At 66.0% G+C, this 13,227-nt stretch carries 12 protein-coding genes; all 12 read left to right on the forward strand.

Annotation, left to right across the window (positions count from 1 at the left end):
* The first annotated feature begins 63 nt into the window (after positions 1 to 63).
* The 12 genes from BLR66_RS12685 to tolA all read left to right on the forward strand — a co-directional run bounded on the left by BLR66_RS12685 (position 64) and on the right by tolA (position 13,164).
* The gene (locus BLR66_RS12685) at positions 64 to 3,264 is read left to right on the forward strand and encodes an efflux RND transporter permease subunit (protein ID WP_093287039.1); all 3,201 of its coding nucleotides are present in this window, start codon (positions 64 to 66) and stop codon (positions 3,262 to 3,264) included.
* Entirely contained in the window at positions 3,261 to 4,379 is a 1,119-nt protein-coding gene (locus BLR66_RS12690; RefSeq protein WP_093287042.1) for an efflux RND transporter periplasmic adaptor subunit, read from the forward strand. The genes BLR66_RS12685 and BLR66_RS12690 overlap by 4 nt, the downstream gene beginning before the upstream one ends.
* Before the next feature lie 41 nt (positions 4,380 to 4,420).
* On the forward strand, positions 4,421 to 5,065 hold the full coding sequence (locus tag BLR66_RS12695) for an alpha/beta fold hydrolase (RefSeq protein ID WP_093287047.1): 645 nt from the start codon (positions 4,421 to 4,423) through the stop codon (positions 5,063 to 5,065).
* Positions 5,066 to 5,210: 145 nt separating this feature from the next.
* The gene (locus BLR66_RS12700; RefSeq protein WP_093287052.1) at positions 5,211 to 5,942 is read left to right on the forward strand and encodes a YebC/PmpR family DNA-binding transcriptional regulator; all 732 of its coding nucleotides are present in this window, start codon (positions 5,211 to 5,213) and stop codon (positions 5,940 to 5,942) included.
* Between the two features lie 98 nt (positions 5,943 to 6,040).
* On the forward strand, positions 6,041 to 6,562 hold the full coding sequence (ruvC, locus tag BLR66_RS12705) for a crossover junction endodeoxyribonuclease RuvC (RefSeq protein WP_093287057.1): 522 nt from the start codon (positions 6,041 to 6,043) through the stop codon (positions 6,560 to 6,562).
* A 217-nt stretch (positions 6,563 to 6,779) separates the two neighbouring features.
* Entirely contained in the window at positions 6,780 to 7,364 is a 585-nt protein-coding gene (gene ruvA / locus BLR66_RS12710; protein ID WP_093287062.1) for a Holliday junction branch migration protein RuvA, read from the forward strand.
* 68 nt (positions 7,365 to 7,432) lie between these two features.
* Positions 7,433 to 9,355 carry a potassium transporter Kup gene (locus BLR66_RS12715; protein WP_093287066.1) on the forward strand — a complete coding sequence of 641 codons (1,923 nt, stop codon included), beginning with the start codon at positions 7,433 to 7,435 and terminating at the stop codon, positions 9,353 to 9,355.
* An 86-nt stretch (positions 9,356 to 9,441) separates the two neighbouring features.
* Entirely contained in the window at positions 9,442 to 10,482 is a 1,041-nt protein-coding gene (gene ruvB, locus BLR66_RS12720) for a Holliday junction branch migration DNA helicase RuvB (RefSeq protein WP_093287071.1), read from the forward strand.
* Entirely contained in the window at positions 10,472 to 10,912 is a 441-nt protein-coding gene (gene ybgC / locus BLR66_RS12725) for a tol-pal system-associated acyl-CoA thioesterase (protein WP_093287074.1), read from the forward strand. Before ruvB ends, ybgC begins: the two co-directional genes overlap by 11 nt.
* 46 nt (positions 10,913 to 10,958) lie before the next feature.
* A complete protein-coding gene (gene tolQ / locus BLR66_RS12730; RefSeq protein ID WP_093287078.1) occupies positions 10,959 to 11,735 on the forward strand; it encodes a protein TolQ in 777 nt (258 codons plus the stop codon).
* Between the two features lie 12 nt (positions 11,736 to 11,747).
* Complete coding sequence (locus BLR66_RS12735; protein ID WP_093287082.1) at positions 11,748 to 12,185, forward strand: ExbD/TolR family protein; 438 nt, start codon at positions 11,748 to 11,750, stop codon at positions 12,183 to 12,185.
* The gene (tolA, locus tag BLR66_RS12740; RefSeq protein ID WP_093287086.1) at positions 12,175 to 13,164 is read left to right on the forward strand and encodes a cell envelope integrity protein TolA; all 990 of its coding nucleotides are present in this window, start codon (positions 12,175 to 12,177) and stop codon (positions 13,162 to 13,164) included. Before BLR66_RS12735 ends, tolA begins: the two co-directional genes overlap by 11 nt.
* Positions 13,165 to 13,227 lie beyond the last annotated feature (63 nt).

Here is a 13,227-nt window from a genome sequence, read left to right on the forward strand (position 1 = left end):
ACGAACCGGCTTTTTCATTGCCGGCTGTAGCGCAACCAAGAAAAGATTCGGAGCCGTAGCCCCATGTGGATCGTCCAGTACGCCTTGAACCGCCGCTACACCATCGGGGTACTGGCCATCCTGATCCTGTTGTTCGGCACCTTGGCGGCGCGGCGCATGCCTACCGACATCCTGCCGGAAGTCGGCATTCCCTCGATCAACCTGATCTGGACCTACAACGGTCTGCCCGCCGCCGAAGTGGCGGCCAAGATGACCTCGTTCTCCGAAGCGGCCATCCTCAACACCGTCGACGACCTGAAGGAAGTCAGCTCGCAGACCTTGAACGGCATGGCCATCGTGCGCATCGATTTCCAGCCCAACGTCAGCCTGGAACGCGCGCTGGGCCAGATCACCGCGGTGTCGCAGACCATCCTGCGGCGTATGCCGCCGGGCACTTCGCCGCCGCTGGTGATCCGCAACAACGTGTCCAGCACGCCGGTGCTGCAGCTGGTGCTGTCCTCCGATTCGCTGACCGAAGCGCAGCTGTACGACTACGCGCGCCTGCAGCTGCGCTCGCAGGTCCAGACCATTCCCGGCATCCGCATGACCCTGCCGTACGGCGGCGCCGCACGGCAGATCATGGTCGACCTGGACCCGCGCGCGCTGCGGACCTATGGCCTGACTCCGGCCGATGTCACCGGCGCACTGGAGCGCGGCAGCCCGACCCTGCCTTCGGGCGTGATCCGCGAAGGCGGGCGCGAGATGCAGATCGCGCTGGAAACCAGCCCGGTGTCCGCGGCCGGTTTCCTGGACCTGCCCATCGTCAGCCGCGACGGCAATGTCATCTACGTGCGCGATGTGGCTTCGGTGCGCGACGGCGGCGCGCTGCAGACCAACGTCGCGCGCATGGACGGCGCCAGCGCGGTGTCGGTGGCGCTGATCAAGCTGGGCGGCGCCTCGGCGGTGGAAATCGTGCGCGCGGTGCGGGCCAAGCTGCCGGAAATCGAAGCGTCGGCGCCGCCGGGCATGCGCATCGAGCCGATCTTCGACCAATCGGTGTTTGTCGACAACGCCATCGGTTCGATCCGCCACGAAGCCCTTCTGGTCGGCCTGCTGGTCGCGTTCGTGGTGCTGGTATTCATAGGTTCCTGGCGCTCCAGCCTGATCGTGCTGTCGGCCATTCCGCTGGCGTTGCTGGCTTCGGTGGCCATGCTCAACCTGCTCGGCTACACCTTCAACGTGATGACCCTGGGCGGCTTGGCGCTTGCCATCGGCATCCTGGTCGACAACGCGGTGGTCGACGTGGAGAACACCAACCGCAACATCGCCGAAGGGCGCCCGGTGCGCGAGGCCATCCTGCACAGCGCGACGGAAGTGGTGTTTCCGGAACTGGTCTCGACCCTCTGCATCTGCATCGTGCTCACGCCGATCCTGCTGATGACCGGGCTGTCGGCCTGGGTGTTCGCGCCGCTGGCGCTGGCGGTAATCTTCGCCATGGGCGCCTCGTTCCTGCTTTCGCGCACGCTGATCCCGGTGCTGTGCCTGCTGCTGTTGCCGGCCGATGTGGAAAGCCGCAAGCGCCCGCGCTGGGCGGCGGAGCGCGCGCTGCTGGCGGTCAACCACAAGGTCGAACACGTGCTGGAAAACCTGCGCGAACGGCACCACGCCTTGCTGTTCAAACTGGGCCACCACGGCGGCGTGCTGGCCATCGCCGCCTTCGTGCTGCTGGGCCTGGGCGCGGCATCGGCGATGTTGCTGGGCCGCGAATACTTCCCACAGGTCGATGCCGGCCAGCTGCGCCTGCAGGTGCGCTTGCCCACCGGCACGCGGCTGGAACAGACCGCGGCGCGGCTGGCCGATATCCAGCGCGAGATCCGCAGCATCGTCCCGCCGGCCGAATTGCAGACCGTGTACGAACAGATCGGCGTGCCCGATGCGGTCAACCTGGCCCTGGTGGATAGCGCGGTGGTCGGTTCGTTCGAGGCCGAAGTGATGTTGCAACTGCGTTCGCCGCATGCCTCCAGCGCCGGCTACCTGGCCGCGATCCGCCAGCGCGTGGCCGAAAAATTCCCGGAGGTGAAAATCTTCGAGCGACCGCCGGATGCGACCAGCCGCACGCTCGCCGGTTCGGCGGTGGGTGCGTTCGAAGTGCGGGTGATCGGCCGCGATCCCGGCAACCTGGCCGTCGCGCGGCAAATCGAATCCAAACTGCGCGGCATTCCCGGCGCGATCGACGTGACCCTGCGCCAAGTGCTGGACCTGCCCGAATACCACGTCAGCATCGACCGCAGCCGCGCCGCGCAACTGGGCCTCACCGCGCAGGACGCCAGCCGCGCGGTGCTGGCGGTGCTGGGCTCGGCCGGCACGGTGACGCCGGTGTACTGGGTGGACACCGCCAGCGCGCAGTCCTACACCGTGCAGGTGCAGGCGCCGCCGGCCAGCCTGGACAGCATCGAAACCCTGCTCAACACACCGCTGCGCATCGGCGCCAACGGCGAAGCGGTGCTGTTGCGCAATATCGCCACGGTGAGCCCGCGCAGTGTGCCGGCCAGCATCGGCCGCACCACATTGGCGCCGACGATCAGCGTGCTGGCCAACGTGCAAGGACGCGACCTGGGCTTTGTCTACGACCGGTTGACGTCCATCACCGAAGAATTGAACGCTACGCTCAAGCCCGGCAACCGCATCGAGATCGCCGGCCAGGCGGGCGAAATGCAAAGCGCCTACGGTGAACTGGCCGCCGGTCTGGTGATGTCGGCGATCCTGGTGTTCCTGGTGCTGGTGGTGAATTTCCAGTCGTGGATCCTGCCGTTGGCGGCCATGTCCGGCCTGCCGATCGCCATCGCCGGGGCCGCAGTGGCCCTGTTCGTCACCGGCACGCCGTTGAGCGTGCCGGCATTGATGGGCGTGATGATGGTGATCGGTGTGTCCACTGCCAACAGCGTGCTGGTGACCAGTTTCGTGCGCGACCTGATCGCCGCCGGCCACGACCACGAAGCCGCCGCTTACGAAGCCGCCGCAGTGCGCCTGCGTCCGGTGCTGATGACCGCCAGCGCCATGGTGCTTGGCATCGTGCCGATGGCGCTGGGACTGGGCGAGGGCGGCGAACAGAACGCGCCGCTGGGCCGCGCGGTGATCGGCGGACTGCTGTTCGGCACGCCGGCCACGCTGTTGCTGGTGCCTTCGCTGCTGGCCGTGCTGGGCCGCCGCCACAATCGCCGCATCGCTCAATCCGATTCCGAAACCACCGATGGCCAGCCCGCCGGCGCAGGAGCTTCCTCATGAACACCACGAACATGGCCCGAACGACACAGGCAGCCTTGATTGGCGGCGCATTGCTGGCGCTGCTGGCGGGCTGCAGCCGCGGCGCCGCCGAACAATCGACGGCCACCGCGTTGCCGCAGGTGCTGACCGCGCAGGCGCGAGCGGCCGAGCCGGACTACGCATTACGCCTGCCTGCGCGCGCCGTCGCCGGGGAATCGGCGCAGCTGTATCCGCGCGCCACCGGCTTCATCAGCGAGCGGCGGGCGGACCTGGGAGATCGCGTGACCGCCGGACAGGTGCTGGCGGTGATCTCGGCGCCGGAAGCCGACCAGGCCGTGCGCGAGGCGACCGCCGAAGTGGGCAGGCTGCGCGCCGATCTGCAGCTGGCCAAGGTCAATTACGAGCGCGCCGCGGTGCTGGTGAAATCGGGTGCGGTTTCGGCCGAGATGTACAGCGACCGCAGCGCCAACCGCGATGCCGCCGAAGCGGCGCTGGCCGCGGCCCAGGCGCGCTTGTCCAGCGCGCGCGAACGGCAGGCCTTCCAGGTGGTGCGCGCGCCGTTCGCCGGGGTGGTGGCCGCTCGCAACGTGGAGCGCGGCGATCGGGTGATCGGCGATTCCGCTGCGGCCGTGCCCCTGTTCCGGATCAATGCGCTGGACCCGCTGCGGGTGCTGGTGGACATACCGCAGGGCGCGGTCTTGCAGGTGCGTCCGGGTCTGCAGGCCGAAGTCGGTTTCCCCGAACTTGCAGGCGAGCGCTTCCAGGCCGAAGTGGTGCGCATCGCCCAGAGCATCTCCGAGGAAGCCGGCGGCATGCGGGTGGAACTGCGCCTGCCCAATCCCGAGGGCCGCATTCCAGCCGGCATGGTGGGCGAGGTGACCCTGCAGGTGCCGCGCGCGGCGCCGACGGTGATAGTGCCGGTGTCGACGGTGATCGCCGGCGCGGGCGGGTCGCAGGTCGTGCGGCTGGGCGTGGGTTCGCGGCTGGAGTTCCGGCCGGTCAAGCTGGGTCGCAATCTGGGCCCGGAGATGGAGATACTCGACGGCATCGCCGCCGGCGATCAGGTGGTTCTGGCGCCCAACGCCCTGCTGCAGGCGGGCGCCAAGGTGGTGGCCAAGCCCGCGCCCAAGAGCTGAGCGCTGGCCGTGGGGGTATGGATTCGGACAGACTGCGGGACATGACGTCCGACGATCCGGCTTCTCCCCAACGTGTTCTGCTTCTGCACGGCATCTGGAATGCCAAGGTCTGGCTGGGTCCGTTGGCGGCGCGGTTGCGCGCGGCCGGGTTCAGGGTCGAGATCTTCGGTTATCCCAGCGTGTTCGGTGGGCCGGAAGTGGCGGTTCCACTTCTGATAGCCCGATTGCGGGACAGCGAGCCGGTGGCGCTGCTGGGCCACAGCCTGGGCGGGCTGATCGCGCTGGAAGCCCTGAGCCGGGAGCCGGACCTGCCGGTGACGCGGGTGGTCTGCCTGGGTTCGCCCTTGCGCGGCAGCCACGCGGCCCGTGGCCTGGCGGGACGGATCTGGACTTCGCCGGCGCTGGGCCGCAGCGCAGGCCTGCTGCTGCGCGGATTCGAGCGGTGGCAAGGCAAGCAGCAAGTGGGCATGGTCGCGGGCAATGTGCCGCACGGGCTGGGGCGCTATTTCGCACGTTTCGAGGACGAATCCGACGGTACCGTCGCCCTGGGGGAAACCCGCCTTCCGGGGCTGACCGACCACTGCGTGGTGGCTGCCAGCCATAGCGGACTGGTGTTCTCGGCCGCGGCGGCCCTGCAGGCCGCGCATTTCCTGAATCACGGCCATTTCGCGCCTAATCCCCTGTAGGAGCGGGCCCTGCCCGCGAAGCTTTTCGCCGGTTGGTGCATTTTTTTTGTTGGTGAAAAAAAGCTTCGCGGGCAGGGCCCGCTCCTACAGGGGTTGTTCCGCGCCGGTATAATTAGCGGCTTGTCCAAAGCAACCGGAAGTCGCCATGGGTCGTGGTCCCTCCATCGAAGGCCGCAAGAACGCTACCGACGCCAAGCGCGGCAAGATCTTCACCAAGATCATCCGCGAGATCGGTGTGGCCGCGCGCGCCGGCGGCGGCGATGCGGCCAACAATCCGCGCCTGCGTACGGCGGTGGACAAGGGCCTGTCGGCGAACATGTCCAAGGACGTGATCGAACGCGCCATCAAGAAAGCCACCGGCGAACTGGAAGGCGTGGAGTTCGAGGAGATCCGCTACGAAGGCTACGCACCCGGCGGCGTGGCGGTGATCGTGGACTGCCTGACCGACAACCGCGTGCGCACCGTGGCCGAAGTGCGCCATGCCTTCGGCAAATGCGGCGGCAACATGGGCGCCGAAGGCTCGGTGGCTTTCATGTTCCGCAAACTCGGCGTGCTCAGCTACGGCGCCGGCGCCGATGAAGACGCCGTCACCGAAGCGGCCATCGAAGCCGGCGCCGACGATGTGGTGGTGTATCCGGAAGACGGCGCCATCGACGTGCTGACTTCGCCCGATGCCTTTCTGGCGGTGAAGGAAGCGATGGAAACCGCGGGCCTGGCCCCTGGCCACGCCGAGATCACGATGCGCGCCGACAACGACATCGCCGTGGACGCCGAAACCGTGCCGCAGGTGGTCAAGTTGCTGGACATGCTGGAAGACCTGGACGACGTGCAGGCCGTCTATTCCAACGCCGATCTGGGTCAGGACGCTTACGCGTAGACTGACGCTGTGATCCGCATTCCCGGCACCCTTCGGCTTCGGCCGCTCCGCGTCCTGCGCCCAGGGCGGTCGGAAAACCGACACCCGGGAACCGCATCGTGACCCGGATACTTGGAATAGACCCCGGTTCCCAGCGCACTGGCGTTGGCATCATCGACGTCGACGCAGCGGGCAAGACCACCCATGTCTACCACGCGCCGTTGCTGCTGCTGGGGGAGGGCGATTTCGCCCAGCGGCTCAAGCGGCTGCTGCTGGGTCTGGCGGAAATCATCGAAACCTATCGCCCGGACGAAGTGGCCATCGAGCAGGTGTTCATGGCGCGCAATCCCGATTCGGCGTTGAAGCTGGGCCATGCGCGCGGCGCGGCGATCTGCGCGGTGGTGCTGCGCGATCTGCCGGTGCACGAATACGCGGCCAAGGAAGTGAAACTTGCGGTGGTGGGCAAGGGCGGCGCGGACAAGGTGCAGATCCAGCACATGGTCGGCATCATGCTCAACCTCAAGGGCAAGCTGCAGGCCGACGCGGCCGATGCGCTGGCCGTGGCCATCACCCATGCGCATGTGCGCGCGACCGCCAATCGCCTGGGCGTGAATGTGCGTGAAGCTTGGGGAAGGAAATGAATTCAGCGCCAAGCGTGCTTCGACAACAAACGCAATATGGCATCGCCCGGTTTTTCCCCCCTTTGAAAAAGGGGGGAAGGGGGGATTTGCTTTTCGCGCCAAGAGCAAATCCCCCTCGATCCCCCTTTTTAAAAGGGGGAAGACAGGCGGGCCTTCGCATAGACAAAGAATTCGCTGCTTCCGCCCGGCCAAAGCAAGCGAGCAAAGGAATATCGGCATGATCGGACGTCTCCGTGGCATCCTGGCCTACAAGCAACCGCCGTGGCTGGTGATCGATGTGGGCGGCGTGGGCTATGAGCTGGAGGCGCCGATGAGCACCTTCTACGACCTGCCCGATGTAGGCCGCGAAGTGATCCTGTTCACCCACCACGCGCAGCGCGAGGACAGCGTGTCGCTGTACGGCTTCCTGCGCGAGAGCGAACGCCGGTTGTTCCGCGACGTGCAGAAAGTCAGCGGCATCGGTGCCAAGATCGCGCTGGCGGTACTTTCGGGGGTGTCGGTGGACGAGTTCGCGCGCCAGGTGCAGACCGGCGACGTGGCCGCGCTGACGCGCATTCCGGGCATCGGCAAGAAGACCGCCGAGCGCATGGTGGTGGAACTGCGCGACCGCGTGGTCGATCTGGGCAGCAATCCGCTGGGCTCGCCCAGCCTTCCCAACGATCCGCAATCCGAAGCCACCATCGCCCTGCAGCAACTGGGCTACAAGCCGGCCGAGGCCGTGCGCATGGCGCGCGAGGCCGTGGCGCCGGGCGACGATGCCGCCATGATCATCCGCAAGGCTCTGCAATCGGCGCTGCGTTGAACGCAGGCTTCAGAGCTTCGACCTCCTAGAGCTTCCCCTCACATTCATCGCGCTACGCTTAGGCAGCCATGTCAGCTACTTCTTCTCCACAAGCCGGTCATTCCGGGGAACACGGTCATGGCAAGGCAGGCCTCGCCGCGCTGGTGGCCGGTGCGGTCGGCGTCGTCTTCGGCGACATCGGCACCAGCCCGCTGTACACCATCAAGGAAATGTTCCATCCGCATTTCGGCCTGACGCCGGATGCGGGCACGGTGCTGGGCCTGCTGTCGCTGGGCTTCTGGTCCTTGATCCTGATCGTGACGGTGAAGTACGTGATCGTGATCATGCGCGCCGACAACGAAGGCGAGGGCGGCATCATGGCGCTGACCGCACTGGCCCAGCGCAGCCTGAAGAAGGGTTCGCGCGGCAGTTACGCGGTGGGTATCCTGGGCATCTTCGGCGCCTCGCTGTTCTTCGGCGACGGCATGATCACTCCGCCCATCACCGTGCTCGGCGCGGTGGAAGGCCTCAGCGTGATTTCCGCCGGGCTGACGCGGTGGGTGGTGCCGATAAGCCTGGTGATCCTGGTCGGACTGTTCGCTTTCCAGCGTTTCGGCACGGCCAAAGTGGGCAAGATCTTCGGGCCGGTGATGATCACCTGGTTCGTGGTGCTGGCGGTGATCGGCGCGCACAACATCAGCGGCTTCCCCAGCGTGCTGCGCGCGCTCAATCCGTACTGGGCCTGGCAATTCTTCGTGGCCCATGACTGGCATGCGCTTTTCATCCTGGGCGCGGTGGTGCTGACCGTAACGGGCGGCGAGGCGCTATACGCCGATATGGGCCATTTCGGCAAAAAACCCATCCGCTGGGCGTGGTTCGGCTTCGTGCTGCCGGCGCTGGTGCTGAATTATTTCGGCCAGGGCGCGGTGCTGCTGGAACATCCGGAAGCGGTGGAGAGCCCGTTCTTCATGGCCATGCCCGCCTGGGCGCAGATTCCGATGACGGTGCTGGCCACCGTGGCGGCGGCCATCGCCTCGCAGGCGGTGATCACCGGCGCGTTCTCGGTCACCCGCCAGGCCATCCAGCTGGGTTACCTGCCGCGCCTGTCCATCAAGTACACCTCCAAGGACACCTTCGGCCAGATCTACGTGCCTTCGATCAATCTGATGCTGTTGCTGGCAGTGATCGTGCTGGTGCTGGTGTTCCGCAGCTCCACGGCGCTGGCGACGGCCTACGGGCTGTCGGTCACCGGCACCATGCTGATCGACACCCTGCTGCTGGCGGTCGTCGCCTATACGCGCTGGCCTGATTCGCGGAAGTGGGTGCTGCCGCTGTGCGCGCTGTTCCTGTTGATCGACATCGCTTTCCTGGTCGCCAACGGCGCCAAGCTGTTCAGCGGTATCGGCGCCTGGGTGCCGTTGTTCATCGGCATCGTCGCGTTCCTGCTGATGCGCACGTGGCGCCGCGGGCGCGAACTGCTGCATGCCGAAGTGCAGAAGGAAGGCATCAAGCTGGACAGCTTCCTGCCGGGACTGATGCTGGCGCCGCCGACCCGGGTGCCCGGTACCGCGATCTTCATGACCGCCGACCAGGGCGTGGTGCCGCATGCGCTGCTGCACAACCTCAAGCACAACAAGGTGCTGCACGAACGCAATGTATTCCTCACCGTGGAAACGCTCAATGTGCCGCACGCGCCCAAGGAAAAGCGCCTGAAGATGTACGCCATCGGCGACGATTTCTACCGCGTGGTCATCAGCTACGGTTTCACCGAAACGCCGGACGTGCCGCAATCGCTGATGGGCTCCTGCGACAAGGGCGGGATCTATTTCGATCCGATGGAGACCACCTATTTCGCCAGCCGCGAGACCATCGTCGCCAGCGCCCACCGTGGCATGCCGGTCTGGCGCGACAAGCTGTTCGCGGTCATGCACCGGAACGCGGCGCCGGCTACGGGGTTCTTCCGGATTCCGGGCAACCGGCTGGTGGAACTGGGCGCGCAGGTGGAGATCTGACGCCTGTGTTTTTCCCCTTTGGAGCGCTTTTCAACAGCCGAATGGCTGGTCAAAGGGGGAGGTCTTCCATCCCGCATAATGGCCCCATGACCGAAGACCGCATCCTCACCGCCGCGGCCACCCGCGAAGACGACGCCCTCGAGGCCAGCATCCGCCCGCGCAAGCTGGACGAATACCTGGGACAGAAGCCCGTCCGCGACCAGCTTTCGATCTACATCGAGGCCGCCAAGGGCCGTGGCGAGGCCATGGACCATGTGCTGATCTTCGGGCCGCCCGGCCTGGGCAAGACCACGCTCAGCCACGTCATCGCCAACGAACTGGGCGTCAATCTGCGCGTCACTTCCGGCCCGGTGATCGAGAAAGCCGGCGACCTGGCCGCGCTGCTGACTAATCTGCAGCCGCACGACGTGCTCTTCATCGACGAGATCCACCGCCTCTCGCCGGTGGTGGAAGAGGTGCTGTATCCGGCGATGGAGGATTTCCAGATCGACATCATGATCGGCGACGGCCCGGCCGCACGCTCGATCAAGCTGGACCTGCCGCCGTTCACCTTGATCGGCGCCACCACCCGCGCCGGCCTGCTCACCGCGCCGTTGCGCGACCGTTTCGGTATCGTGCAAAGGCTGGAGTTCTACAGCGTGCCCGAACTGACCCAGATCGTGCGGCGCTCGGCCAAGATCATGAACATCGATTGCGTGGCCGAGGGTGCGGCGGAGATCGCCAACCGTTCCCGCGGGACCCCGCGCATCGCCAACCGCCTGCTGCGCCGCGTGCGCGACTACGCGCAGGTGCGGGCCCAAGGCCACATCGACCACGAAGTGGCCAAGGCCGCGATGGTGATGTTGAACGTGGATCCGGAAGGCTTCGACGAACTGGACCGCCGCCTGCTGCGCCTGATCATCGAGAACTTCGACGGCGGCCCGGTGGGGGTCGAATCGATGGCCGCCGCGCTGTCCGAGGAGCGGGGCACGCTGGAAGACGTGATCGAACCCTATCTGATCCAGCAGGGCTTCCTGGTGCGTACCGCACGTGGCCGTATGGCTACCGCAAAAGCCTACCGCCACCTGGGTTTGAAGCCGCTCAAGCCGGTCGCGGACCTGTTCGTGGAGAACGACGATGCGGGCTGAGCAGCAGGCCGATGGCCTGCGGTTCAGTTGGCCGACACGCGTGTATTGGGAAGATACCGACGCAGGTGGCGTGGTCTACCACGCGCAATATGTGGCTTTCCTGGAACGCGCGCGCACCGAATGGCTGCGGCATCGCGGCCACGGACAGGAACAATTGCGCCACGATCACGACCTGGTTTTCGCGGTACGCGCGATGCGGTTGGAGTTCCTGCGCCCGGCGCGGCTGGACGACCTGCTGACCGTGACCGTGGAAATCCGCGCCTGCAAGCGTGCCAGCGTGGTGTTCGCGCAATCCATCCTGCGCGGAGACGAGGTGCTGCTGACCGCCGAGGTGCGCGTCGCCGTGCTGACCGCCAGCGGTTTCAGACCCAAAGCCGCGCCCGATGCGTTGTACGAAGAATTCAAGGCGCTGGAAGTGCCGCAACCGTAAATGCCCCCGCTAGCCCCACCCGAATCGGAAATTTGAGGAATACCGGATGATCGCACTGCTCCTGGCCCTGCAGGACACCGTGGTTGAAGCCCTGCCCGAAGACGTCGCCGCCGCGGCCACCCAGGCCAGCGCCGAAGTCGCCCACAGCAGCATCAACTACTTCGACCTGATGCTCAAAGCCAGCCTGCCGGTAAAACTGATCGTGCTGCTGCTGCTGGTCGGTTCGCTTATCAGCTGGGTCATCATCTTCCGCAAGGCGCGCATCTTCAGCCGCGCCAACCGCGATGCGGACGAATTCGAAGGCCGGTTCTGGTCCGGCGCCGATCTCAACAAACTCTACTCGGCAGCGGTCGACCGCAACCGCGTGGTGAGTGGGCTGGAGGCGGTGTTCGAAGCCGGTTTCCGCGAATTCGCGCGCCTGCGCGACAAGCGCAAGCTCGACAGCCGCGCGCAGCTGGAAGGCGCGCAGGGCGCCATGCGCGTGGCCTACACCCGCGAGATCGACAAGCTGGAACGCAATCTCGAGCTGCTGGCCAACATCGGCTCCACCGCGCCGTACGTGGGCCTGGTCGGCACCGTGTTCGGCATCATGGTGACCATGCACGACATGCTCAACAGCGGCGAGCAGGCCGGCATCGCGGCAGTGGCGCCGGGCATTTCCGAAGCCTTGTTCGCCACCGCCATCGGTCTGTTCGTGGCCATCCCCGCGGTGTGGGCCTACAACCGCTACACCACCCGGGTGGAACGTCTTTCGGTGCGGTACGAATCCTTCGCCGAGGAATTCAGTTCCATCCTGCAACGCCAAACCCCATCCGAAGAGTAAGCGGAGTCCGCCATGGCCACCGCCATCTTCCATCGCAAGCGCCGCAAGCTCAAATCCGAGATCAACGTCGTTCCCTACATCGACGTGATGCTGGTGTTGCTGATCATCTTCATGGTCACCGCGCCGCTGCTCACGCTCAGCGTGGATGTGACCTTGCCCAAGGCCAACGCCAAGGCGGTGGACAGCAAAGAGGATCCCATCGTGGTCGTGGCCTATCCCGACGGCCGTATGGGCCTGAAGCTGCCCGATGCGGACATCGAAGTGCTGGATACGGCCGCCTTCGAAGCCAAGCTGGCGCCCATCGTCGCCCAGCAAGGGGGCGAGATGCGGGTGATGGTCGCCGCCGAAGGCAAGGCTCCCTATCAAGTCGTGCTGACCGCAATGGACGTGCTGAAGAAAGCCAAGGTCAAGAACGTCAGCCTGTTGACCGAATCCGGTAATGCACGCTGACGTTGCCCCACGCGGTGCGGTTCTGCCGGAAGAGAGCTACGGAAAGGCGATCGCCTATGCGGTCGGCTTGCATCTGTTGCTGGCCGTGTTGTTGTGGTTGTCGTCGTGGCTGACCTGGGATCACGATTCGGCTTCGGCAGCGGGACTGCCGGTGATGGAGGCTTCGCTGGACGCTTCGGCCGCTGATATCCGTGCCGCCGAACGTGCCCTGCAGCACGTGCCCGAACCGCTGCCGCAGCCGGTCGAAGAAACGGCCGAAGAAGAAACCGTGCCGCCGCCGCAGCCGATCGAAGAACCGCGGCCGCAGGATTCGCCCACGCCCCAGCAGCAGGTCGCGCAGGAACGAATTCCGGTGCCCGACAGCCAGGACCAGGACGAAGCCAGCCGCCTGGCCCTTTCGCAGGAAAAAGCGCTGCAGGAGCAGGAACAGAAGCGCCGCCAGGAACAGATCGACCTCACTGAGCAGAAGCGCGTGGAAGAAGCGCAGAAGCAGCAGCGCCTGGCCAAGCAGCAGGAAGAAGCGGAAAAGCAGAAGAAGCTGGACGAGATCCGGCGCCTGCGCACGCAAGCGGCCAAGGACGCGCAGCTGGCCGAACAGAAACTGCGTCAGCTGGCCGATGCGCGCGCGCGCCAGACCACCGCCCCGGCCGCCGCTACCGGCACCAGCGCGCCGGCCGGCAACAACGGTGTGGACGATGGCCTGTTGGCCAAATACATCGCGGCCATCCAGCAGCAGGTCAGCGGCCAGTGGACCCGGCCGGAGTCGGTGCCCCTGGGTACAAAATGCCGCGTGGTCATCAAGCAACTGCCCGGCGGGCAGGTGATGAGCGCCGAGGTCCAGCCCGGCTGCGCCATGGATCAGGCCGGCCAGGACTCGCTGGAGCGCGCGGTGTTGAAATCGCAGCCCTTGCCCTACCGGGGCTTCGAGAGCGTGTTCAACCGGACCCTGAACTTCAATTTCACGGCCCAAGACCGTTGATCACACGGGCTTTCGTTCACGATTGCGAAAATGTTCACGTTAAGCCTGTTATCCCTCTCCCAC

It is taken from the genome of Pseudoxanthomonas sp. CF125 (assembly GCF_900104085.1).
Taxonomy (GTDB): domain Bacteria; phylum Pseudomonadota; class Gammaproteobacteria; order Xanthomonadales; family Xanthomonadaceae; genus Pseudoxanthomonas_A.